Origin of the sequence: Rhodococcus sp. IEGM 1406, assembly GCF_030056745.1 — a bacterium.
Classification (GTDB): Bacteria; Actinomycetota; Actinomycetes; order Mycobacteriales; family Mycobacteriaceae; genus Rhodococcus_F; species Rhodococcus_F erythropolis.
Map to the genome: position 1 here is coordinate 503,813 of NZ_JASHKO010000005.1, position 25,029 is coordinate 528,841.

Annotated in this window: 18 protein-coding genes; 7 read left to right on the plus strand and 11 right to left on the minus strand. The window is 64.0% G+C overall.

Features of this window, described 5'->3' with window-relative positions:
• Positions 1-267: 267 nt before the first annotated feature.
• From QM596_RS24420 to dnaK, 4 genes are read right to left on the minus strand one after another with little or no spacing between them, the layout of a single operon-like run.
• Positions 268-678 carry a heat shock protein transcriptional repressor HspR gene (locus tag QM596_RS24420; protein WP_003944355.1) on the minus strand — a complete coding sequence of 137 codons (411 nt, stop codon included), beginning with the start codon at positions 676-678 and terminating at the stop codon, positions 268-270.
• The gene (gene dnaJ, locus QM596_RS24425; RefSeq protein ID WP_172933243.1) at positions 675-1,847 is read right to left on the minus strand and encodes a molecular chaperone DnaJ; all 1,173 of its coding nucleotides are present in this window, start codon (positions 1,845-1,847) and stop codon (positions 675-677) included. The genes QM596_RS24420 and dnaJ overlap by 4 nt, the downstream gene beginning before the upstream one ends.
• 22 nt (positions 1,848-1,869) lie before the next feature.
• A complete protein-coding gene (gene grpE, locus QM596_RS24430; protein ID WP_019749385.1) occupies positions 1,870-2,466 on the minus strand; it encodes a nucleotide exchange factor GrpE in 597 nt (198 codons plus the stop codon).
• Positions 2,463-4,316 carry a molecular chaperone DnaK gene (dnaK, locus tag QM596_RS24435; protein WP_019749384.1) on the minus strand — a complete coding sequence of 618 codons (1,854 nt, stop codon included), beginning with the start codon at positions 4,314-4,316 and terminating at the stop codon, positions 2,463-2,465. The genes grpE and dnaK overlap by 4 nt, the downstream gene beginning before the upstream one ends.
• A 262-nt stretch (positions 4,317-4,578) precedes the next feature.
• Here dnaK and QM596_RS24440 point away from each other — a divergent pair, with 262 nt between their 5' ends.
• Positions 4,579-5,154: a hypothetical protein gene (locus QM596_RS24440; RefSeq protein WP_283310128.1), complete on the plus strand. Its 576-nt coding sequence runs from the start codon at positions 4,579-4,581 to the stop codon at positions 5,152-5,154.
• A complete protein-coding gene (locus QM596_RS24445; protein WP_283310129.1) occupies positions 5,151-6,155 on the plus strand; it encodes a TIGR03617 family F420-dependent LLM class oxidoreductase in 1,005 nt (334 codons plus the stop codon). The genes QM596_RS24440 and QM596_RS24445 overlap by 4 nt, the downstream gene beginning before the upstream one ends.
• Positions 6,156-6,188: 33 nt before the next feature.
• Here QM596_RS24445 and QM596_RS24450 read toward each other — a convergent pair whose 3' ends face one another.
• The 6 genes from QM596_RS24450 to QM596_RS24475 form a co-directional block, all read right to left on the minus strand.
• Complete coding sequence (locus tag QM596_RS24450; protein WP_283310131.1) at positions 6,189-7,262, minus strand: DUF8606 domain-containing protein; 1,074 nt, start codon at positions 7,260-7,262, stop codon at positions 6,189-6,191.
• A 29-nt stretch (positions 7,263-7,291) separates the two neighbouring features.
• On the minus strand, positions 7,292-7,936 hold the full coding sequence (locus tag QM596_RS24455; protein WP_047890170.1) for an FMN-dependent NADH-azoreductase: 645 nt from the start codon (positions 7,934-7,936) through the stop codon (positions 7,292-7,294).
• Between the two features lie 23 nt (positions 7,937-7,959).
• Positions 7,960-9,543 (minus strand): MFS transporter, encoded by a 1,584-nt coding sequence (locus tag QM596_RS24460; protein WP_283310133.1) that lies wholly within the window; start codon positions 9,541-9,543, stop codon positions 7,960-7,962.
• A 104-nt stretch (positions 9,544-9,647) separates the two neighbouring features.
• The gene (locus QM596_RS24465; protein ID WP_283310135.1) at positions 9,648-11,123 is read right to left on the minus strand and encodes a dynamin family protein; all 1,476 of its coding nucleotides are present in this window, start codon (positions 11,121-11,123) and stop codon (positions 9,648-9,650) included.
• A complete protein-coding gene (locus tag QM596_RS24470; protein WP_021334270.1) occupies positions 11,120-12,988 on the minus strand; it encodes a dynamin family protein in 1,869 nt (622 codons plus the stop codon). The genes QM596_RS24465 and QM596_RS24470 overlap by 4 nt, the downstream gene beginning before the upstream one ends.
• 123 nt (positions 12,989-13,111) lie before the next feature.
• Positions 13,112-15,397 carry an IniB N-terminal domain-containing protein gene (locus QM596_RS24475; RefSeq protein WP_046378121.1) on the minus strand — a complete coding sequence of 762 codons (2,286 nt, stop codon included), beginning with the start codon at positions 15,395-15,397 and terminating at the stop codon, positions 13,112-13,114.
• Between the two features lie 335 nt (positions 15,398-15,732).
• On the opposite strand from QM596_RS24475, the gene QM596_RS24480 reads away from it, so the two are divergent.
• The 5 genes from QM596_RS24480 (at position 15,733) to QM596_RS24500 (ending at position 24,254) form a co-directional block, all read left to right on the plus strand.
• Complete coding sequence (locus QM596_RS24480; protein ID WP_283310138.1) at positions 15,733-17,460, plus strand: Hsp70 family protein; 1,728 nt, start codon at positions 15,733-15,735, stop codon at positions 17,458-17,460.
• Positions 17,461-17,474: 14 nt separating this feature from the next.
• The gene (locus QM596_RS24485; protein WP_283310139.1) at positions 17,475-19,910 is read left to right on the plus strand and encodes a LuxR C-terminal-related transcriptional regulator; all 2,436 of its coding nucleotides are present in this window, start codon (positions 17,475-17,477) and stop codon (positions 19,908-19,910) included.
• A gap of 111 nt (positions 19,911-20,021) precedes the next feature.
• Positions 20,022-21,269 (plus strand): hypothetical protein, encoded by a 1,248-nt coding sequence (locus QM596_RS24490; RefSeq protein ID WP_283310141.1) that lies wholly within the window; start codon positions 20,022-20,024, stop codon positions 21,267-21,269.
• Between the two features lie 109 nt (positions 21,270-21,378).
• Entirely contained in the window at positions 21,379-22,719 is a 1,341-nt protein-coding gene (locus QM596_RS24495; RefSeq protein ID WP_019749373.1) for a S1 family peptidase, read from the plus strand.
• A 224-nt stretch (positions 22,720-22,943) separates the two neighbouring features.
• Positions 22,944-24,254 carry a S1 family peptidase gene (locus QM596_RS24500; RefSeq protein WP_020968769.1) on the plus strand — a complete coding sequence of 437 codons (1,311 nt, stop codon included), beginning with the start codon at positions 22,944-22,946 and terminating at the stop codon, positions 24,252-24,254.
• Between the two features lie 79 nt (positions 24,255-24,333).
• Here the strand turns inward: QM596_RS24500 and QM596_RS24505 are convergent, their stop codons facing one another.
• On the minus strand, positions 24,334-24,984 hold the full coding sequence (locus QM596_RS24505) for a DUF8020 domain-containing protein (protein WP_264614024.1): 651 nt from the start codon (positions 24,982-24,984) through the stop codon (positions 24,334-24,336).
• Between the last annotated feature and the right edge of the window lie 45 nt (positions 24,985-25,029).

The window sequence follows — 25,029 nt, forward strand, 5'->3', positions numbered from 1 at the left end:
CGGTGGGAACGCCTGATTTCGAGCACCAGCCAACCAAGCACCCGCTTGATGATCTAGCAAGCAGTTGCTTGGGTTGGAGCATAGAATGTGATCTGGATAACGTCAAACGCACAAAAGAGGAGTCATGGAAGCGGACGCTATGCATATTCGGGCGGCCTCGACAGACCGATTCCCGCTGGGTGGAAACGCCAAAACGGCCCCACGCCCTGCGGGATTCGATGAGGTGAATCCGAGCAGGGCGTGGAGCCGTTTGCGTAAAGGTCTGAACTATCGCTGGTTTCGTGGCTTCCAAACCACCAACGCGTTGTTGCGTGGAATCGGAACGAGGTCCCGGCGATAGCCCGCATGGACTTTCGCGATTTCCTCGGCCAGTTCGCGGACGCGATGCTGCAGAGCCTCGACCTGGTTGGTCAGTTCGATGATCCGTTTGATTCCGGCGAGGTTGACGCCCTCGTCCTGCGAAAGCCGTTGCACTTCACGCAGAAGCGCAACATCACGCGGGGAGTAGCGTCGTCCGCCACCAGTGGTTCGGTGAGGGGTGACCAAACCGAGTCGATCGTAGTTACGCAAGGTCTGCGCATGCATTCCGGCCAACTCGGCTGCCACCGAGATCACGAAGATCTGGGCGTCAGGATCGACCGTCGCATCCCATTGATTCTGCGGTCGTTCGGTCATCATGCACCGGCCCACCCGGCCCGTGGATCGAACCCGCTCGCCTTCTCGGCTTCGAGATAGGTCTTCAGCGCTTCGATCGCCGGGTCGTCCAACTTCTGCGGGACGGATACCTTGACGGTGACCAGAAGGTCGCCGGCCCCCTCGGGACGCTTGGGGATGCCGCGTCCGCGAACTCGCAGAATGCGTCCGTCCACCGTTCCGGCCGGAACCTTCACTCCGACACGGCCGTCCAGGGTCGGCACGGACAGTGTCGTCCCGAGCACCAGTTCGCCGTAGCTCACCGGAACCGTCAGCGTCAGATCGTCGCCGTTACGGCCGAAGACATTGTCCGGCTTGACGCGGATGTTGACGAACAGGTCACCCGCCGGAGCTCCGCGGAGACCCGCTTCGCCCTTGCCCTTGAGTCTGATTTTCTGACCGTCGCTCACGCCTGCCGGCACGCGAACCGTGATGGTCCGTGTCCGGTTGGTGACGCCGCTACCGTGGCAGTCCTCGCAAGGCGAGTCGATGATCGAGCCGGTTCCCCGGCAGTCGTCACACGGCTCACTGAATCCGAATGCGCCCTGGTTGCGGCTGACCACGCCGGTTCCGTTGCAATGCGGGCACACTCGCGGGCTGGTGCCCGGCTTTGCGCCGCTGCCGTGACACGTGGTGCACGACGTCGGGCTGGTCAGACGAAGTGGGACCGTGACACCGAGCGCCGCTTCGCGGAAGGCGAGCGTCGTCTCGGTCTCGAGGTCCTTGCCTCGACGCGGGCGGTTGGGCGCAGCTGTGCGCTGGCCCGCTCCCCCACGATTGAACAATCCGCCGAAGATGTCTCCGAGACCCGAGTCCTGCCCGCCGGCACCGCCGCCGAACAGGTCGTTGATGTCGAAACCACCAGCGCCGGGGTTGAATCCACCGCTACCTTGCGCACGGGGACCGAAGCCTCCGCTGGCAAAGAGGCGCCTGGCCTCGTCGTACTCCTTGCGCTTGTCCGGATCAGACAGAACGGCATGAGCTTCACTGACGGACTTGAAACGCTCTTCGGCCTTCGCATCGTCAGGGTTGGCGTCGGGATGAAGATCCCGGGCCAGCTTGCGATACGCCTTCTTGATTTCGTCGGCCGTCGCGGTGGACGAGACGCCCAGCTCCTTGTAGAAGTCCTTCTCGATCCACTCCCGTTGACTCACTGGGCGTCTCCTCCTCTCACTCTTACTTCGCTTCTTGTTCTGAACCGTCTGCAGGCTTGTCGCCTACCCGGTCCGTCACGGCCACCATTGCGGTCCGAAGGACCCGGTCGCCGAGCTTGTAACCCTTGCGCATGACCGTCCCGAGTACGGGGTCGTGGCCTTCGCCTTCATGCTGCACCGCTTCGTGGAGTGCGGGATCGAAATCGTCGCCCTCGTTACCGAAGTCGGTCAAACCCAGACCCGTCAGGGTCGTGTTGAGCTTGTCCGCGAGTGCACGCAGTGGACCTGATTCGAGGTCACCGTGTGCCCGAGCGCGATCCAGGTCGTCGAGGATTCCGATGAGTTCGGTGATGACCGAAGCGCGCGCGGTTTCCTTGATGACCTGCTTGTCACGCTCGACGCGACGACGGTAGTTGGTGAACTCCGCCTGAAGTCGCTGCAGATCCGCAGTTCGTTCGGCGAGCTGATCGGTGGCGGATGCTTCCTCCACGATCGACTCTGCTTCCTGAACTACCCCTGTGTCTTCCGAGTCGAGCGGCGGCAGGGATTCCCCCGCCGCCTCTCCCTGTGCACCGGTCTCGGGGTCGACCGGGTTGTTCTCGGAGTTGTCCGAGGTCACTTCTTGTCCGAGTCGGTGGGCTCGTCGACAACCTCGGCGTCGACGACGTCGTCGTCATTGCCTGCGCCGTCGGTGTTTCCGGCCTCGTTTGCAGCGGAAGCCTCGTAGATGGCCTGGCCCAGAGCCTGCGACTCGGTGCCCAGCTTCTCCACTGCGGTCTTCACTGCAGCGATGTCGGTGCCTGCCAGGGCGTCGTTGACATCCTTGACCGCTGCCTCGACCTTGGTCAGGATCTCCTCGGAGACCTTGCCCGCGTTCTCACCTTCACGCTGCTCCTTGACGAACTTCTCCGTCTGGTGGACCAGCGACTCGGCCTGGTTGCGGACCTCTGCCTCTTCGCGACGTGCCTTGTCTTCCTCGGCGTGAGCCTCGGCGTCCTTGACCATGCGCTCGATCTCTTCCTTGGACAGACCGGAGCCGTCCTGGATCTTGATCGTGTTTTCCTTGCCGGTGCCCTTGTCCTTCGCCGTCACGTGCACGATGCCGTTGGCGTCGATGTCGAAGGTGACCTCGATCTGCGGAACGCCACGCGGGGCGGGCGGCAGATCGGTGAGCTCGAAGGAGCCGAGCAGCTTGTTGTGCGAAGCGATTTCGCGCTCACCCTGGAAGACCTGGATCTGCACCGAAGGCTGATTGTCGTCAGCGGTGGTGAAGGTCTCGGAACGCTTCGTGGGGATGGTGGTGTTGCGCTCGATGAGCTTGGTCATCACGCCACCCTTGGTTTCGATACCGAGGGAAAGCGGCGTGACGTCGAGGAGCAGAACGTCCTTGACCTCGCCCTTGAGCACGCCGGCCTGGAGTGCGGCGCCGACTGCGACGACCTCGTCCGGGTTGACACCCTTGTTGGGCTCACGGCCACCAGTCAGTTCACGAACCAGATCGGAGACTGCCGGCATACGGGTGGAGCCACCGACGAGCACGACATGGTCGATGTCCTTGACAGCGATTCCGCTGTCCTTGATCACTGCCTGGAACGGCGCACGGGTGCGATCGAGCAGGTCCGAGGTGATCTTCTGGAACTCGCTGCGGGAGAGCTGCTCGTCCAGGAAGAGCGGGTTCTTGTCCGCGTCGACCGTGATGTACGGGAGGTTGATGGAGGTGCTCTGCGAGCTGGAGAGCTCGATCTTCGCCTTCTCCGCAGCCTCACGCAGACGCTGCAGGGCCATCTTGTCCTTGGTCAGATCGATGCCGTTCTGAGCCTTGAACTTGTCGACCAGCCAAGCGACGACGCGCTCGTCCCAGTCGTCGCCACCGAGGTGGTTGTCACCGGAGGTTGCGCGAACCTCGACGACGCCGTCGCCGATTTCGAGCAGGGAGACGTCGAAGGTGCCGCCACCGAGGTCGAAGACCAGAATGGTCTGCTCGGTGTCACCCTTGTCCAGTCCGTATGCCAGTGCAGCCGCGGTGGGCTCGTTGACGATACGAAGGACGTTGAGGCCGGCGATCTGGCCGGCTTCCTTGGTTGCCTGACGCTGTGCGTCCTCGAAGTATGCGGGGACGGTGATGACGGCGTCGGTGATGTCTTCGCCGAGGTAAGCCTCCGCGTCACGCTTGAGCTTCATGAGCGTGCGGGCGCTGATTTCCTGCGGCGTGTACTTCTTGCCGTCGATTTCCACGTTCCAGTCAGTGCCGATGTGGCGCTTGACGGAGCGGAGGGTGCGGTCGACGTTCGTGACTGCCTGGTTCTTCGCGGGCTGACCGACGAGAACCTCGCCGTTCTTGGCAAATGCGACCACCGAGGGGGTGGTACGTGAGCCTTCGGCGTTGGCGACCACTACGGGCTCGCCGCCCTCCAGCACTGCAACTACCGAGTTGGTCGTACCGAGATCGATACCGACTGCACGAGCCATAGTGTTCCTACCTTTCGTTCTGCGGTTCTCTGCCCGAGTGGTTGATCTCGAACATGACCGCGAGTTTTTCGCTTGGTGAGCGTCCTCCGCTCAAGTTTGCCTCCGACCGTGGCCGGGAGTCAACTTGAAGTTGAGCCGAGGGCGCTCAAGCTTGTCGAAATGGTCAACTACAGCCCACGTAGATTTGTTCCCGCCTTCCCCGAAAAGCCGAAAAAGTGCGCCACATCACGTCCGAATCTCTCCGAATGGCTACGATCGGCCGGTGACCGATCCCGACAATTCTCCCGTTCGACCTGCTCGACCGGCGCCGGCGCGCCCGGCACCCGAGCGACCCGACGTCTCGGTTCGGCCGCTCCGACCTGCAGCGAACGACGAGATGCCCAAGGCCGTGACCTTGTCCACCTCTGCCTGGATCGGCTCGTTCGTCGTCCTGGCCGGTATCGCCGGAGTGGTAGTCACCAGCCTCGACGACGTCCGGTCAGCCCTCGAAGAATCGACTGCGCGCGACAATCCCGGATACTCGTCCACCGACATCTCCGATGCCGTGACGGTCGTCCTGGCCGGCAGTGGCGGCGGCGCTCTCGTCCTGATCCTGCTCGCACTCATGAGCCTTCAACTCCTCCGTGCCCGCAAGAACGCCGGGCGGGTGATGACGGCGACCGTCGGAGCCCTCAGCATCGCGGCCGGACTCGGCTTCATGTCTCTGGTCGACGGCGCCGCGGATATCGGCGCCGGAGTTCTGAGATGGGGTCCGATTCTCTACTGCGTCCTTGTAGCAGTGGCGGCGATCGCTCCGTTTGCTCCCGGTGTCAGCACCTGGCTGCGAGTACGCCGATGAAGGTTCACGTACAACTCGACTCCGCGCCGGGCGCGGGCGCTGCTCGCAGCCGTGAACTCGCGGACACCGGCGCCGGTGGCCTGTTCACCTTCGAGGGACCACACGACGTGTTCTTCCCGCTCGTCGAAGCGGCATCGGCCGTCGACCTCGACCTGATGACCAACGTCGCCATCGCATTCCCCCGCAGTCCCATGCATCTGGCGCATTCGGCCAACGACCTACAGTTGCTCAGTCGCGGCCACTTTCGCCTCGGTCTCGGATCGCAGATCAAACCGCACATCGAAAAACGCTACAGCGCAACGTGGTCGCGTCCAGCGGCCCGCATGAAGGAGACGGTCGCAGCGGTCAAGGCGATCTTCACGGCGTGGGAGAACACCTCGACGCTGAACTTCCGCGGCGAGTTCTTCACCCACACTCTGATGCCCCCGACGTTCGATCCAGGCCCCAATCCCTATGGACCGCCGCCCATCCTGATGGGTGCGCTCGGACCGGTGATGACCCGGACGGCGGCGGAGGTGGCCGACGGACTCCTGGTCATGCCGTTCCACACGCAACGCCATTTCCTCGAACGAACACTTCCGGCCGTCGATGCCGGCCTCCGTGAATCCGGCCGCACCCGAGACGAATTCACGATCATCCCGCAGGTCATCGTCGGCGTCGGCCGCGGCGACGATCAACTTGCCGCGGCCGCCCGAGGCGTCCGAGCCCTGCTCTCGTTCTACGGTTCGACGCCCGCATACCGTCCGGTGCTCGACGTCGAAGGGTGGGGCGAGGTCCAACCGGAACTCAATGCCCTGTCGAAGCGAGGTGGTTACGCCGACATGGCATCACTGATCACCGATCCGATGCTGACCACACTCGCCGTCGTCGGCACCCCCGAAGAGTGTGCTGCCGAGATTCGGCGGCGGTTCGGCGAGCATGCCGACGAAGTGTGCTGCTACTTCCCGGGTTACGACGTAGAACCGTCAGACGTGGCGTCGATGATCTCGGACCTGATGTAACTGCGAACTCAGATAAGCAGGCCTACAGGCGAATTACTCGAAATCGAATGATTCCGACAGCCGCTGAAGAGTAAACGGTTGCCGTAGTTTGGCGACCACGTTCTGATTCGCGAACATTCCCTTCTCCCAGACCGCTTGCTCACGGGGCCGAGCATCCAGCCAACGCACACGAACCAGGTATTCGCTCAGTTCCTCGTCGTCTGCGTTCTCGCCCAAGCTATTCGCGCGCACGGGACACTCGAGTAGAGGAATCGACTTTCCTTCTATATCCACATTGAAATCAGCCACTCTGACGGCTGGTTCTTCGACAACACCGACACCGACGTATCCCGTCGAGGGTATCTCTGCCCACACGCGCGCGCCTTCAAAAAGCTTGAACATAGCTTTTCGATATTTGTCCCCCTGACCCGCTGACACATACCCGTACTCCCGCATGTCGTCCCAGTTGCGGTGCCGACCCTCCCCAATCGCCACGAAGAAGTCCACACCGTTCCACGTTGGCTGCTTCTTGTTTCCCGCGCCTGCCTGTGGGAGATCGAGAGCCGGGTCAGACATCCAAGACCGGGCGAGGTATTCGCGATCCTCGTCGAACAAGTACTCAAAAAACAGGACGTTGATCGGGACGCCATAGCCCCGGACATACTCGACGATCTGCTCGGTACTCGAATCAAGACCAGTAGCCACGATCACGAGATGATGATCGTTGTTCACTACTTCAGGCACTTCGGATTCGAACCGATCAATGAATGCCGAAGCAAAATCTTCACCAGGGTGATTCTTCTCAAATAAGTCACTCACGGCTTCGAAGGACAGGTCACGCACCCAGAAACCGTATTCCAGTGCCTGAGCGACGACGTCGCGTGGAGTTCGGTCCTTCTTCAGTTCGATTACGTATAGGTCTCCTTCCGCGTCGATGGCGAGGAGATCGATCCGTTTGGCAAAATCCGTCATCACTTGTGGGCCGATGACCAGCAGATCACCGAGGCCGAGTATCTCGATGCGACTTTCGATGATCTTTTCGAGCCGAGCCTCGGACTCGATTACTCGGGGTGGCACGCGCAGGACATCGGTTCCGTCAACACGCCACAATCCGAATTTTACAGGCATCGCGACAGAGTATCCGGTCGACCGAGAACTCAGGCCCCCAAGGTACGGGCCAGCTCGGTCAACGACTCCCGGGCAGCACGCAGGCTCGCGTCACCCTGCTCGATCAGCGGTGCCATCGCCGGAATACGCTGCGCCAAAGTCAGTTCCGCGGTGATGACGGAGACATCCATTCCCATCGACACCCCGAGCACCTGAACGAGTGGCGGGACGGTGTGATCGTTGGCCTCGTTCCCCGAGCCCGGCGCATAGGTGTTCCCACGGCTGGACACGATCACCACGGGCTTACCTGCGAGCGGCTGAGTACGCGTGTCGAAAGGCACCGTAGTCCCCAGGACGTGCACGTAATCTATCCACGCCTTCAACGTCGACGGGATCGACCAGTTGTACATCGGCGCGCCGATCACGACTACGTCTGCAGCGGTAAGTTGCTCGATGACCCGAGCCTGTAGTGCTTCCGCGGCGGGATCCGGAATCTCTCCCTCGACCCGCAAACGTGGTGCATAGTGCAGAGCCGCGTCCGCGAGGTGCGGCAAGGGATCCCGGTGCAGGTCCACCGTCACCGTCGTGTGATCCGGACTGTTGTTCGACCACTGCTGAGCGAACAGGGCGGTGAGATCACGAGAGGTCGAGTGGTGGAGTTCGGCAGACGAATCGATGTGAAGTAGCTGTGGCATCCTTCATCAGTACCAGAGCGCGCTCAACTCTTCTCCGCGGCGAGATCGGATTCTGCCGCGTACTGCGCCAGCAGGACACGTTCGCGCTCGCGGCGCGGATAGAAGAACGTCACCACCGCGGCACCGGCACACACGATGATCATCGCCGCGATGTAGGCGTTTGTATCCCCGTCCAGGAAGGCGTTTTTGGCGGCGGTCATGATTTGGTCCGCGTATTGCGGGTAGCGTTCCGCGAGAACTTCGGCGCTGGAGAAAGATTTGGTGAGCGCAGCCTGAGTTTCGGGAGTCACCTCGGATGCGTTCGGCGAGGACGAGATCGCATTCCCCAACGATTTTGCGTACCCGGCCGTGAGTATTCCGCCGAGAATCGACTGCATGATGGCGCCGCCCAGATCGCGTTGCAAATCCGAGGTTCCCGACGCCATACCAGCGCGGTGCACGGGAACGGATCCGGTCAGCGAACGCGATGCCGGTGTGCCTGCCAGGCCGACGCCGATCCCGACAAGCGCATAGGCAAGCGCGACCTGCCAATACTGTGTGCTTTCGTTCCACAGGAAAAGCGCGACAAACAACCCGAGAACCACGAACAGGTAGCCGGAGAGCAGCGTGACGCGGGCGCCGTACCTTTCGATCATGGTCGCCGAGCGCGGCGCAACGATCACCATCGCCAGCGCAGCCGGAATGATCGCCGCACCGGCTGCCAGCGTCGAGTAGCCGAGGACGTTCTGCAGGAACTGCTGGCCGATGAACATCGCGCCCATGAGCGAACCGAACACGACCAACCCGCCCACCGCCGCGACCCAGAAGGTCGGGCGCGCAGCTACGTGAAGATCGAACAGCGGATTGACCGCGCGTCGCTGTTGCAGGAAGAACCCGATACCCGCGACGACCGCTATCGCCCCGAGCACCAGAGCCAACGTGCCCGAACCCTTCACCGGCGCAAAGTTGATGGACAGCACCAGCGACCCGATGAAGACGATCGACACTATGCCGCCGAGGTGATCAACTCGCTCGGTCGTCTCGTTGACGTGCGCGGGCACCAACACCAGCGAACAGATCAGTGCCACGAGAGCCAACGGAAGGGTGACGAAGAAGACCGAACCCCAGTGAAACTGCTCGAGCAGCGCCCCCGAGACGATCGGACCGAGTGCTGAAATCGCGCCACCGATTGCGGACCACATGGCAATCGCCTTGGTCCGTGCCGGTCCGGCCCACAGCGCCGTGATGATCGCCAGCGTGGTCGGGAATGCAAGACCTGCCGAGACGCCTCCGACTATCCGAGCGAGGAACAGCACTTCGAAGTTCCCGGCGAATCCAGCCACGATCGACGCCGGAATAGACAGCGCCATGCCGGTGACCAGCAGCATCTTGCGGCCGTATCGGTCTCCCAACGCCCCAAGGTAGAGCACCGTTCCGGCCAGGCCCAACGAGTACCCGACCGCGATCAGGTTCAGTTGTGTCTGGCTGGCGTCGAAGGCCCGCCCGATGTCCGGCAGCGCGACATTCGCGACCGAGAGATTGAGATTCGCGACCGCAGCGACCAGGATGAGCGTCCCCAGGACGAGGGTGGCTCGATCCGGTGAAGCGGACTTGATGTCACTCGCCATGCGCGTGCTCCCATCGAGGTGGGACCCGAACCTGGGAGTTATGTCCGGGTCATCCCGAACTCAAGATAGAACCCTCTCCAAGCGCTCGCACAGTGAACGGGTCCCTATTCGGGCACAATTTCAGCCAAGACGCCCTCGGCGCTGCGGGCAGCAACCAGGCAGGCGCGGGAGGTGAACCTGTCGAAGAGCGGATGCCTGGACAACTCCCGCCATCGCCGGACAGCCGCGGTAGCCCGCGCACGCTGGACCTCCGGCGATTCTTCCGGTTCGCAGCCCAACCGGTCACTGGCCCGGATTCCGTAGCCACCGATCAGCCTTTGCAGTTGTGCCAGGTCGTCGGGTGGCAGATCTGTGTGTACCGAACGAAGTCGCCCGAGCAGGCGAAGTTCGTGGAAACCGTGAACATCGGCAAGCAACCGTTGTGCCTCCGCCGCGATCAGATCGCCTTCCTCACTCGGATCGGCTTCGAGGATTCGGCCCAACGTCACCAGCGCGGTGTGCGATTTCAGTTGATCCGCGCGCTGCCCGAATTGAACGTCGATCACCTGACGAAGCTCGTCCAGTCCGCTTCGCTCCAGCAATTCCGCGGCCAGGGACGGGGAATCAGTGGCACCCAGCTTGATCGACGTCACGGCGAGGCGAATTCCGAAGAGCCCGAACCGATCGGCCAATTGCGCCCGCATCGCCGCATCGACCGGGAGTGGACTGTCCTGCCTGGCAAAACGATCCGCGGAGAGCAGTGCCAGGCTCAGATCCTCGGATGCAACCTGCGCGAGCGCCGAGAAGGCAGCGAACTCACTCTGCCTCATCGTCCGTGCGGCGAGTGCCAGCAGACCTGCCACGGGAACCACCGACTGACACAGGCCGGTTCGCTCCAATTCCTCGGCAAATCGTGCCGCGACGTCCTTCGCCGAAGACAACGCATCGAGCCTGCCTGCGCCGACCTCGTCGGCACGCGAGAGGACACCGATCACTCCGAGTGGGCCGGATTCTCCGCCGACATGATCAGCGATCTTCCCGAGGAACTGCATGTCACTGGCGTTCAGGGCGCGCAGCAGGTAGACCACCGCGTCCGCGCCGGGCGCACCACCATCGGGAACCAGCATGTCCCAGGTTCGGGCCGAAACCTCGGTCGAGAGCGACGACGTACCTGGGGTGTCGATGATCGTCGTACGAGCCAATGCCGAAGACGGCCAGTCGACGTCGATGCGGTCCACCGAGTCTGCGGTGTACTCCCCCAGATCGAACGTGAGCCTGCCGTCGCGGCGCGTCACCGGCACGTTGAACTCGGCACCGTTCTCGGCCGTCGCAGTCACCTGGGGCGTTGTCCCGTTCCGATACCAGGTGACGACGCGCGTGCACTCCGTCGCGTCGGTAGGCGCTATGTCCTGTCCGACAAGCGAATTGAGCAGCGTCGACTTCCCCGCCTTGAGGGAGCCGGCGAGCGCCACCCGGAGTGGCTCGTCGAGCCTGGCAGCGCATTCGCCCAACTGGGCTCGCGTCTGCGGCTGGTCCGCGTAGACCCGTCTGGCCTGGTCGATCAGAGCATGTGCCGACTCCACGGCGGTCGTGGCACTCATGCGTTGGTCACCTTTGCCGGAGCAGGAGCGGGAGTTTCGCCGATCAGCGTTCCGGCAACGGCGTCAAGCTCTGCGACGACGCGCATGTCGGTCTCCAGACGCTTGATACGAGCGGCGTGTTCGCTCGACTCCAACTGCGCGGCTTCCTGCGTGGCGCGGAGGGATTCGTTGATCGAGCGCAGCGCCTGCTCGGCGATGTCGGTGAAATGATCCCGCAGAAGCCGCTGCACCAGGCGGAGGCGGTCCTTCGACTCCTTGCCCACCTGGAAGCTGACGTCGTCGGCGAACCGTCGGATTGCCGCTTTCGCCTCGGCCCGACGCTTGAGCACCTGTGCTTGTTTGTCTTCGCGATAAGCCTTGGTACCCAGCAGAACCCCGGCTCCGATGGAGATCGGGTTGACCAGTGCCATGCCCATCATCGTGGTGATCAAGCCGAACATCAGGACGCCGCCGTACGAGCCGCGCATGCCGACCAGGACCTTCTGAGTGATGCCGATACGGCCGGATTCGAGGTCCGACAACGCGCCAACCGGTTCCAGGAAACCGTCGGTGTCGGCGACGTCGAGATGCGGGAGCGCGACGTCGCCGGTCTCCGCGAAGTGCTGCGCCACAACTTCTGCCAACCATTGAGCTCGATCGTGAGCCCACACGAAGTTGTCACCGATAGCGGTGGCGATCTCCTGTTCGAGCCACTCCCCCACTACGTCCCAGTCCTTACCTGGATCGCCTTCGTCGACCGTCTCTTCGGCCTGGCGGGTGACCCGGCGCAACCGGTCCCGGAGGTCGTGATCGATGTCGGCGGCAAGGTCTGCAATGCCGTCGCCGAGGCTCTGTTGCCAGAGCGAGGTCTTCTTGTGCAGTTCCTCGGCCGCTGCCCGGGCACGCTGCAGGCCGGCGACCGCCGCTTGAGCGGTGGACGGATCCTTCAGCGCCGCAAGCTCACTGCCCATCTCCAACGTCAGATGTGCTGCCGAGGAACGCACGTCCATCGCAACTGCGCGTCGCGTGTTCGACTCGGCACGCGCAACCACGTTGTCCCGCAGGAACTGATAGAGGTCCAGAAATCCGGATTCCGCCTCGAGTTCCTTGTCCCCCAGCCTCAGTGCGTGCGACCGCAGTACCGAGGAGATCGGAATGAGCGGCAGGTCCAACCCGGCGCGCTGGAGATGTCCGCGATCGGCGTCGAGGATCTGTCGCCAGTGCGGGTACAGATCGGTCTTGCTGATCAGACCGGCCACCGCAGGACACAGATTGACGACCTGGCGGATGAATCCCAGCTCGGGTTCGGTGAACTCCTGACTGGAGTCCGACAGAACCAACACGGCATCGGCCGCAGTGATCAATCCCAATGTTCCTGCAGCATGCGGATTTCCATGACCACCGACACCGGGGGTGTCGATCAGAACCAAACCGTCGGCCAACAGCGGACTGGGAACACCCACTTCCACACGCAGAACTTCACGCCCTTCGGCGCGAGGCGTGGCCGGGGTGATCCCCATCAGTTCTTCGAGCGGGAGGGGCACCCGGATGGGCGCCGCACCCGGATCGGCGAGAATCAATTCGGCGACCGCGGTCTCCGCGTACTGCACGACCGTCGCCACGGCAGTGGTCTCGTCGTCACCGACCGAACACACGTCGATGCCGAGCAGAGAATTGACGAACTGGCTCTTGCCCTGTTTGAGGGGACCGACCACCACGATACGAATACGTGGATCATTGACTCTGACCTGAGCATTCTCGAGTCGGCGCACCAGATCCGTGCGCCCGAAATCCTTCGCCACGACGGCTGTTCGTTCGAGCAACGACGCCGTCGACGACGCGACGCGCGCCTTCCGACTGCTTACCTGACTCGCTGAATCACTCATGAGCTACGTTGACCCGCAATTCTTCCCGACTCGAATATCCGGCCCTGCGAACGCATAGCGCACGCAGGGCCGGATTTGTTACATCAGGTCATTTTGACCGATTTCAGTTCCTGCGTCAGCAGATCAGGGATGCAGGTGATCGACAACCGCAACCGGGTCGATGTGATCGACCGGTGCTGCAACCGAATCCTCGGCGAAGAGCGAGTGTCCGGTATCGGCGCTCAGTCCCGAATCGGAGCCCGCACCGAAAGCGTCGGTCGCATCGATCGACGACCACGGGTTCAGCGCACCGGTCAAGGAACTTGTCAGGTCGGACACGCCGCTGACTGCTCCACCGAGGGATCCACCCAGGTCAGCGACTCCGCCGCCGCCAACGGTACCGCCACCGTCGACGGTGCCACCGGCAGCCGCGGCTGCGTCGGCACCGATCGAACCTGTCACGTCGGTGACTGCTCCGACAGCCCCGCCGAGCGATCCACCGAGATCGGTGACGCCGTTCAGTGCTCCGCCGAGCGACCCACCCAAACCGGCCGCAGCGTTCGTGGCGGCGTCGAGACCTGCTGTTGCGTCGAGACCTGCTGTTGCGTCCAGAGCACCGCCCACCGTTGCTCCGAGGTCGCCGGTCACACCGCCGAGGTTCAGGCCGTCTGCCGCGATGCTTCCGAGGTCGACGGAAGGCAGTTCAGCGGAGATCGGGCCAAGGTTCACTGCGCCGAGGTCGACGGAGGGCAGGTCGGCGCCGATCGAACCGGTGTCGATTCCGCCGAGGTTCAGTGCCGTGTCCAGCGCTCCACCGAGTGCGCCCTCGGCACCGAGAACGCTGTCGAGAGAGCCCCCCAGCCCGAGGCCGGCTCCCAGCGCACCGTCCAGCGCGCCGGTGAGGTCCGTGCCCACGGAACCGACAGCACCCAAGCCGCCTGCACCTGCGAGAGCGGTGTCGAGAGCCGCAGCCACACCGGCTGCCAAGCCTGCTTCGCCGCCCAGCCCGAGTGCACCACCGAGGTCGATTCCGGTAAGTCCGCCTGCGCCCAGCGCTGCGTCGAGTGCGCCGCCGAGACCGCCCGCCAGCCCGGCATCGACGCCGAGTGCCGAACCGAGGACACCTTCGAGAGCCGTCGACAGATTCGCACCGCCGCCCAGAGCCGCTGCGAGGTCTGCGCCGAGACCGCCTTCGAGGTCGAGTGCTCCCCCGAGCAGTCCACCGAGTGCGCCGCCCAGGTCGGCTCCGACCGTTCCGCCGGCACCGAGGGCGCCGGAGAGTGCCGCGCTGAGCTGCGCGCCCAGGTCTGCACCCCCGCCGAGTACGGCGTCGAGGTCGAGTCCTCCGCCGAGGCCCAGTGCTGCGTCGAGTGCGCCGCCGAGTGCAGTTTCCAAGCCGCCGCCGACTCCGAGAGCTCCGCCGAGTGCGCCGCTCAGTGCAGCACCGAGATCGAGGCCGCCCGCGATATCGGTGAGAACGCTGACATCCGTGATCGCTCCGAGGACGCCGCCGAGTGATGCACCCAGATCGGCGCCGATCGTGCCGCCGGCTCCCAGGACACCGGAGAGCGCGCCGGACAACGCCGTGCTGAGGTCGCCCGTCAGAGCGCCGGCCAGATCGAGGCCGCCGCCCAGTGCAAGGGCGGATTCCAGTGCGCCGGTCAGGCTCGCGCCCAGTTCGCCGCCGATGTCGAGGAGACCGCTGAGGTCTGCTGCGCCGCCGAGGAGTCCACCGAGAGCCAGTCCGAGGTCGGCTCCGAGGTCGCCACCGATGGCAAAGACGGGTGCGAGGGCTCCGCTGAGCCCCGCCGTCAGGTCGAGTCCGCCGACCGCGCCGATGGCGGCGTCGAGGGCTGCGCCCAGTTCCGCGGTCAGACCGCCGGTCACTCCGAGGGCGCCGCCCAGAGCCGCGCTGAGCTGTGCGCCCAGATCGAGAGCTCCTTCGAGATCGAGTGCACCGCCGAGGCCCAGGCCGGCTTCGATGACGGCGCCGAAGGCTGCGCCGAGGTCGGCACTGATCTCGCCGCCGATGGCAAGCGCAGCGCTGAGGGCTGCTGCGAAGTCGCCGACCAGGTCGAACTGGCCGCCGAGGGCGCCTCCGACTCCGAGGCCTGCACCGGCACCGAGACCCAGGCTGCCGCCGAGGCCGCCACCCAGTCCACCGGTGAGACCACCACCGATTCCGAGACCGCCGCCGATGGCACCCGCAGCGGACGCGCCGGCGTTGACGATCGCGGACAGGTCGGCGCCGCCACCGGCAAACAGTCCGGACTCGGCAACCAGCGGAGCGACGGCGACGATGTCGGCGGGGCTGACGTCGCACAGACCGGCAGCATTGAGTGCCGCGGTCGGGTTGGCGCAGTAGTTGGCAGCTGCCTCGTCGTCACGAAGTAGCCCGAGGATGAATTCGAGTACGGCGTTCGTTGCCATGGCGGGTTCTCCTGAAGTTCGTTGACCGGGTTGTTGCCGGTGGGTTGTTGCCGGTGATCCGGAAACTGGTGCGCTGCCAGAGGTAGCGAGTGGAATCAACGCTAAGAACTTTTGCGACTGGGGCCAACGGGGAGCACCCCCCTCTTCTGCGTGGACAGACGGGGAAGGCCCCTACGGGGTACGCCCGCTCGGAATAGGGGGATTTGCTCCGATTAGGGGATCGGTCCCCTACTTCGCCGCGACGCCTCCGATCCGGTAACGATCTAGGTCCTGAAACCGACATCGCAGACAACCGCGACAGTCCTTCTGTCGCCCACGACCAGGGGAGTTCGTTCATGGCGGCAGGGCTCGGCATCAGCATCGGTTCGGCCACTCTCGTAGCTGTCACCGACGGCTCGACCGGTGAAACGCAACAGGTCCGCTTACCCAGTGCGCTGCAATTGGACGACGGAACCGTCATCACCGGATTTGTCGAGCGCGTCGGAGACCCGATCCCGATACTTGCCGCCGACGGTACCGAGTACCGCGGCGAGGCTCTCGCAGCGACAGCGGTAGGCGCGCTCGTCGGCCAGGCTGGCGGCGAAGAAGGTCCAACTGTAGTCCTGGCTCACCCGGTGGGGTGGAATCGTCACACAGCACGAACCATGGAGTCCGCGCTGGACGACGCCGGGGTTCACGGGGCTACTCTCGTCGCCGAACCCGCGGCCGTCATGGCGTGGCTCGCCGCTTCCGGAAACGCTGCCAACGACGGTCTGACCGTCGTCTACGACCTCGGCGCTCGCTCGCTCGACGTCACGATGATGTCCACGACCGGCGGACGAAGCGAGATCTTCGGAAAGCCACTGCGCAGCGAGGACATCGGCGGCGACGAATTCGATCACCTCGTCACCGTGCACCTGCTCGATGCGGTTTCCGACCACTTCGCAGCCCTTGATCCCTTTGCTCCCGAGACGATTGCAGCGCTGGAAACTCTGCGCGAGCAAGCCCGCGCAGCCAAGGAGGAACTTTCCACCGAGACGGAAACCGTTGCTCGCGTGACGCTTCCCGGCGCCGTCAGCGACATTCGACTGGTTCGTTCCGAGCTCGAGGATCTGATCAGGCCCGCCCTCACCGAATCGGTGGCCTTGGTGCGCGAAAGCCTGCGATCTGCCGGCGTCGAGTCCAGTGATGTCAATCAGGTTGTTCTGGCCGGCGGAAGCTCGTCCATTCCCCTTGTCGCCGAACTACTGTCCGCGGAGCTTCGTGTTCCGGTGATCGCCGACGCCGATCCCGCGTCGTGCGCGGCGTCCGGCGCCGCGGCACTCGCCCTCGACGCCCGAGACTCGCAAGTGCCGGCCGCCGCCACTGCGGTGATTCCCGCCGAGCCGTCGCGCAAGCCCGCACCGGTTCCTGCCTTCTCGACTCCGTTGCTTGCCGAGCCGACAGAGGAAGAGAACACGGCGACTCGACGCTCGTCGAGGGTGGGCGTCGTTGCTGCGGTGGTAGGAGCGTTCATCGTGCTCGCCGCAGGCGGACTCGGAATCGGAACGGCCATGGACAAGATCAACGTTCCGTCCAGTTCGGCGGACACCACCAGTGAGTCCACCTCGTCCACCGCTTCGACCACGCCGGGCTCTACCCCCGGCAGCACCACGGCAGCCGAAGCAGCAGGTAACGGATCCACGACTGCGAACAACGTTACTCAGAACAATCAGCCCGGCTCTCCTGCTGCCGCAGGCGGTTCGACGACGGTACCAGGGGCAGTTCCGGTTGCCGGCGCACCAGCTGGATCTGCTCCCGCACCAGGTGAGACCGCCCAGTCGGCGCCTGCACCTGCCGCACCCGGCGCCCCGGCGCCCGCACCGGCTCCCGCCCCGGCACCGGCACCAGCGCCCGCGCCCGGAGCAGGCGTCGGAACCGGTATCGGTGATGCTGCGACCGGCATCGGCAACGGTGTCGGCGGTTTGGTCGACGGCGTCGGGGACGGTGTCGGCGGCGTGGTCGGAGGTCTCGGTAACGTCGTCGGTGGTGTCGGAAACGTGGTCGGTGGTGTCGTCGGCGGCGTCACCGCGCCGATCCGCTGACCGGCGGGCATTCGATGAACCGTGACAGCGGCACCGAATCATCTTACATTGCAGGACTTTTGCGCGGCATCGACCTGACTGCATCGCCACTGCGCCTGTTCGTCACCGGGACCGACGCCAGCGCTCGGCCCCAAGTGACGAGGGCGGTGCGCAAGAGGATCGAATCTGGTGACAGACCTGTGGTCACCGTCGTCACGCATGACGCCCCGGCCGATGCGATTGTGGTGATCGCGGACGCGCAGGCTCTGACCCCCGACGAAATCCGTGCTCTGAACGAGCTGGTTCAACGTGACGACCTCGGAGTAGTCATCGCCTCCGATCGGATCGATCCTCCACTCGCACCGATCTACTCGAACATCTCGAGTTTCGGTACCGTCCTGCATCTGAACCCGTTGAACCGGTCAGATATTCGGAAGATCGCCGCGGAGCGAAGAGTTCCGCTCGACGATCGTGCCGTGCTGACGCTCGAGCATCTGGCCGGTGGTTCCTTCGGGGCCGTCGAAGCGTATTTCACCGCCGCCTCGGCGGGCCGCCCGGAAATGGCGACAGCCGTACGCACACACATCCTCCATCAGGTCACCGCTCTGCATCCGATCGAGCGTGAGATCCTCGAGGTTTCATTCGCCGTCCCGGACATCGACGCTTTCGAGCTCGATCTGGGGCAGGAGAAGTTCAGTCTCACAGCGGCATTCGACCGAGCACTGGCCACCGGACTGTTCGGTTCGCGATCACCTCTCGTCGCGAGCGTTGTGGCAGAGTCGACCAGCACAGGACGTATCCGCAGCGAGCTGATCAGAATCGTCGAATCACGAGCGAACGCGAGAACCCTCGATATCGATACAGCACGAAGACTTTTCGACTCCGGCATCCGCCACCGCGATCTCACGGCTGTACTACGAGACGCAGTCGACGCGAGCACGCCGACCGTCGCGGCAGATCTTTTTCGTCGTGTGAATTCGATCGAGCCTCTCGGCGTGGCGGACACGCTGCTGTACGCCCAGGTTTCGGCTCGGAGTGGTGACCTCGACACTGCCTGCCGCCTGGCCGATTCCGTCATCGCCGAACCCGATCTCGACAACGCGAGACTGGCTGCGGCGGTGCGAATCCGCGCAGCTTCGTCCGCAGCATGCGGCCAACTCCGCGCCGCCGCAGATCTCTACACCTGGCTCGGGCCAGGGCGCACCGAAACCGAATCCCCCTTCGCCGCAATCACCTTCCTCGGCATCGGCAACGTCGATGACGCGAACGCGGCGCTCGCCGGGCATACTGGATCACCGTCGAGCTCCACGGTCGGCGCTGCCACACTGGCCAATGGACTGATGCAATCGGTCACGTGGAGTGCACCGAGTGCGCTCAACACGATGTCGCGCGCACTTTCGCTCCCCGGCGGCTCCGGCACATCTGAATTCCAGCCTGATTCCGCCCCGGCGCTGGTAGCTCTTGCACTCCTGCACAACGGCGCCCATGAACGGGCCGCCGCTGTCGTCGCGGCCGCGATCGCCGCCGACGACGCAAGCAGTCACACGTGGGCGCGGCTTCACCTTCTCGACGCGTGGATCGCGATGACCCGTGGGCACGACACTGCTGTCGAAGATCTACCGGAGGAGGTAGTCCGCGGCCCCCTCCGTGAGCGTGACGCACTGTTTCTGCATGCCATGATCGTGGGTCTCGCTCGACGCTCCGGCGATCTCGCCCAGCTGCGGCGCGCCTGGTCGGGCGCAGCCGGCACCCTCTCGTCCTGCAGCGTGGATCTCTTCAATTTGCTTCCCATCGGCGAACTGTGGCTTGCGGCAGTACGACTCGACGAGGCCGAGCAGGTCGAGCATCTGGTCGACGACGCACGCACGCTCCTCCGAGCACTCGGCGAGCCTCCGCTGTGGTCTTCGCCGCTGCATTGGTACGGCGTCCAGGCGTCGATCCTCTCGCAGTCACCGGCCGATCTCCTTCCACACGCCCATACACTCGCGGAATCAGCCAAAACCCACACTTACGCAGCCGGTTTGGCGACCGCCGGACGCCAATGGCTCCTACTCATGCAGGGCAGCGTCGACGCAGACGACGTGGAAGCTGCAGCGCGAACACTCAACCGCATCGGGCTGCCCTGGGACGCGGCCCGCTTGGCGGGCGAAGCAGCATTGCGCACACCGGACACCAAATCGGCCACCGCATTGCTCCACGTTGCGCGCTCGCTACGCACAACGTCGACGGCCGAGACGAATGCAACCGATTCGACCGACAGCGCGGCACCACCGTCGGTACTGACCGAGCGCGAACAAGAAGTTGCCGAACTCGTCGTCGTCGGCCTGACCTACCGGGAAATCGGCGAACGCCTCTACATCTCCGCAAAAACCGTCGAGCACCATGTCGCACGCATCAAGCGGCGCGTCGGGGCGCAGTCTCGTTCGGAACTACTCACCATCCTTCGCAGCATGACACCGCCGAACAAATAGTTAGCTGCATATTGTCCGGAGGGTTGCGTATATCCGTTTAAGTGATAGTTTTCACAGGAATCAGGACATGCACGCCGAGCAAAGTTCGGTAACTGTGAAACGGGGATTGCTATGAAGTGGGGAGTCGAACTCGCCGTCGGCAATAAACGAAGCATTGCTGCGATCGCGAAACCCGACTCGGAACCAGTGATCCTCGAACGCGAATCGGTGCTGCACCACGCTCCTGACGGCACCGTGCAGCTAGGTGAAACCGCGTTGGGGTCAACCGGCTTGCGCGGGTTCCTCGACAGGGTCGGAACTGACGATACCGACAACTTCTCCGAGCACATGACGCGAGGAGAGGAACTCGTAGCGACAGCAATGTATTGCCTGGTCAAGGAGGTCCGAACACTCACTGATCAGAACCTGAACATCTCTGCGGTGATCCCGGCAGGTTGGTCGAGCGATTCCGTCGACGCACTGCGCGGCGCACTCGACAGCATGGATCTCGACGGCGTCGAACTGATTCCGGAAGAGAAAGCCTCCGCGGCCTGGCTCGCGGATCCGGATGCCGACGACAGTGCAGCCCGCGGAGCCGCAGCGTTGGCCGCGCCTTACTCGATCACCTCTACCTGTTCCGAACCCGAGCCAACCGATCTTGCCGAGCCAGAGGACACCCTCGAGGAGTTTCCGCCGTTCGTCCTGACCGAACCGGAGCCGGAATCCGGCGTGGAAGTACCGGGCACGAAAGCACCGAGCGTCGACGGTTGGCTGAATCGTCAGTGGCGATCGGAGCGCCGACCGATCATCGCCGCAGCCGCCGCCGCAGTCTTTCTGACGGTGTCGGGGTGCGCGGCCGCGGTCATCATCGGACACACTCCGACCATTTCAGCGCCCGGGATTCTCGACGCACAATCTCCCCTGCCCACCGGCACCACGCCCGCCACTGCGGCGAGTCAGCCCGGCACGGTTTCGCACTCAGCGACCTCGCTCCCGTCGGAAGTACCCGCTCTCGGCGCGCAGCCGACGGCGCAGTCGTGGTCATCCGAAGCGGAATCGACCTCATCCGAATCCCAGCCCATCCCGGCGAGTCCGGGCACCGGTACCGAGAAATCCACTACGGCGAACGTCCCCGCGCAACAGGGATCGCCGATCACCATCCAGCTCGACCCCCTTCGGATCGAGAACCTGCCGCCGGTCGTCGGACCGCTGAATCCGGTCGATCCGGCTACCCCGGACACTCCCGCCGTGACCGACCCCACTGATACACAGACAACGCCGACGCAGCCCTCCAACCCGACCGACACAACCGATCCGGTGGTGCCGAATCCCGACATGCCCGTCATGCCATTGGCCCCGAGACCCGGAATGCCAAGTTAGACAGAAAGGTTGAACAGCCAGAGAGGAGGCGCATATTCCTCGTCGAAACTTTTCCCCTATGGTGGGTGCGGTACCTACCGGCTCGGTGCCGGGGACTTGAAGGGATTTCATGCGTAACTCGTTGGCGATCCGCACCGCTGTGGTCGGCGCCTCGGCACTACTGCTCGCAGCTCCATTCACCACGACGGCATCGGCAGAGCCCGCCTCCGACACGCATGTCGAACAGCTCGAAGCCGACCAGCTTCCGGCTGAGCTGGTCGAGGCGATCACACGCGATCTGAAGATCTCCCCACAGGAGTATCTCGACCGCGCTGCCAAAGCTCAGGAACTCGGCGCGTACGCCCAGGAATTCAAGTCCGAGCGCCCCGGCGACTACGCCGGATCGTGGATGGGACTCGACGGTCAACCCGTCGTAGCCGTCACCACCACCGAAGCTGCTCGAATCGCGGCCGACGACGGATACCGCACCCACGTCGCCCCCGTCTCCGCCGACACCCTCGAGAAGACGCTGGCCGACGTCAACGGATGGATCGCCGGGCTGCCCAAGGAAATATCACGCGCAGTCAATTCGGCGACTATCGACGTCTTGAACAATCAGGTCGTCATCGACGTTGCGAACAGCCCCGTCGGGCAGGCACTCAATCTTCCGACCCTGCTCGAGAACACCAAGATCGTTCTCAGCCCGGACGGCGGCGGATCGGTTGATCCCGGAGCGCTCGGCGGCGACACCTACATCACGTCGACAGGTCCCATTCGCGAGACGCCGACCGAGAACATCTCGGTCTGCTCGTTCGGGTTCAACGCCGTCGACGATCAGAACAATGCACTCAATATCAGTGCCGGACACTGCAATCCGGCCGAGGGCTCGAAGTCGCCGGTCTACCTGCCGAATCACGCGAACGTCGACGACAGTCAGTTGATCGGCGCCTTCTCACAGTCTTCCGTCGGCAACAACGCCGGTGATCTCGATTACTCGGTCATCAAGTTCGACCAGTCGGGCATCGACGCGGGCCTCGACCGCGCTGCCGTCCGCGGTGCCAACGGGACCACCCTCGCGATCACCGGAACAGCACGTCCCGTGATCGGCGCTCCCATCTGCAAGTCGGGTCAGACGTCGTCCTTCACCTGTGGCGTCGTGGCAGCCGATCGCGTCGAAACACAACTGGTCATGGCTGACGGCGATTCACGAACCGTCCGCGGGTTCGCTGGTACCGCGTGCACCCTCGCCGGGGACAGTGGCGGCGCCATCGTCTCCGGAACCCTGGCGCTGGGCATCACCAGCGGTTCCAACAGCAGCGGCGCACCCAGTTGCAACGAAGCGAACCTGGTACTCGCGACCTCCGGTGGAACCTCGAATCTGGGTATCCCGGTCGGAGACATCCTCGACGCTGCAGATCGTGCATCCGGCGGCGGTGTCGGTTCCGGAATCCGCGTTCGCACTGCGGGTTGACCAACGCCTGATTCACAGCACTGTGCCCGCCGATCTGTTCTGATCGGCGGGCACAGTGCTGTTGTCGGTCGGGGTCAGCGCTGTTTGCTCATGTAACGGGTGGGAATAGCGCGTTCGAACCCATATAGTCATGGTCGACTGTGATCGGCTCACCACAAGTCCGTGAGCCGTATCCGTGTGCTCCCAGGGGGGTGGTACGCGGTCAACGAAGTGGAAAGGCCCACATGCGAAGCTCCATCGCACGTCGCGCCGCAGTGTTCGGTTCGGCCGCGCTGCTGCTCCTCGGACCGATTACCGCGGTCGCGAACGCAGAACCGAATGAATCCGGGGTATCCGATCAGGCAGCCCATCTGCCCGTCGAACTCACCGAAGCCCTACAGCACGACTTGGCGCTGACGCCCGACCAGTTCGTCTCGCGTTCCGAACTCGCGCAGAAGCTCGCAGAGTTCGCCGCCATCGCGCGCGTCCAGTTTCCCGACTCTTTTGCCGGCGTGTGGCTCGACGACCTCGGCAAGGGCATCGTCGCTCTCGCTGACGGTCGCGACAAGGATGCTGCCCGCGAGGCCGCCGAGAAGGCAGGCTTCGAGGTCAAGGACGTCGCGCAGAGCGAGCAGGCTCTGCAAGGTCAACTCTCGGCACTCAACACCTGGCTCGATTCGCAGCCTGCCGAGGTCGCAGACCTCGTGCGTGGCATCGCCGTCGACGTGGTCGGCAACGGAGTCGCCCTCACCGCCGATCCTGCCGCCGGCATCGAATTGCCTGAGTTCCTGAAGCGGACCGTCGTCCACACCGCTGCGCCGCTACTGGTTCCCCCGATCGTCGCGGACCTCATTCCCGCAACCGGATCCGCAACCGGCGACGCTGCACTGGGCGGAGACGCCTTCGGCGCGACCTCCGGTAACACCGGACTACGTTGTTCATTCGGCTTCAACGGCACCGACGGTTCAGGACGCACGGTCAACATCAGCGCCGGTCACTGCGATCCCAACCGTGCCGCTGCCGGCACCTCGAACTCGAGCCAGGTCTTCCCGATGGTGAACAACCAGACCGGGCCCCGCGTCGGATACTTCGCCAAGAGCAGCTTCGACGGGCGTGACTACTCGATCATCAACATCGACGACAACGCGAAGTACCGCTTCGAGAACAACAGCGTGCGGGTCCCGTTCAACCGTTCGGTCAATATCACCGGTACCGCCGATCCCATTGTGGGCGCCCCGGTCTGCAAGGCAGGATCGACCACAGGCTTCAGCTGCGGCGTCGTCACCGGCGTCAACCGCGTCGCCAAGGTCTTGGATCACACCCTCGACAACGGCTTCACCACCAACATCTGCGTCCTGCAGGGTGACAGCGGTGGCCCCATCGTCTCCGGAACGTTGGCAGTGGGCATCACGAGTGCGTCCAATGTCGCCACCTCTCCCCTGTGCGAGATCGCTCAGGCCGAGACGTTGTTCGGACAAGAAGCACCGACGCAGTACGCGACGCCGATCAACGACATCCTCGCCGCCAATCCAGGCCTGAAGGTTCGCGACTACTGATCGCACGCATTCCCCGAGACAGCAAAACGGGCGCCACACCTTCTGAAGGTGTGGCGCCCGTTTCGGCGTTCGTGACGTTCTACTGGAAGAGAGTTGTTCCAGCCGGAGCGTTCAGAACCTTGATCAGGTCCAAGCCTGCGACGACGGCGGTTCCGCCGCCGGCGAGGATGGTACCGGCGACTCCACCGATACCGGCCCCTGTGACAATGCCGGGCAAGCAGCCGACGACCAGGCCGGCCAGACCCACGATGCAACCGATGACCGCCCCGACGATCGTGCCGGTGAGGCTACCGATCTGCGTGGCAAGCCCGAGCTGTGACTGGAACTTCTCGATTGCCTTCTGATCCTCGTCAGGCGAAGCAACCGGGGTGAACTCGGCAGCGACCGGCTTCGGCTTGGAGCTGGCCGGGTCCAGGTTCGGCTTGAGGGTGAGGGTCTTGCCGTCCTCACTGATGGTCTCGTCGAACGGGAACTGAACGTCCCCGAGGTTGAACGCGAGAGGAAGGCTCACGAGAGTTGCGCCCTGGCTGTTCTGCAAGTCGACGTGTGTGCCGTCACCCGATACCCGGAATGCCCCGGCATCGATTGTGGTGACAACAGCCTGGTCGACGACCTCGGCGGTGTACGAAACGTCGGGTGACGTCTCCGGAGCTGCGTAAGAAGTACCTGCAGCGATGCCCGTAGCGGCAATGGTCATCGCTGCGATGGCCGCAGCTTTACGAATGAACATTTTTGATCCTCCCCGGGAGCGAGCGGGCGCAAGTCGATGACTCAC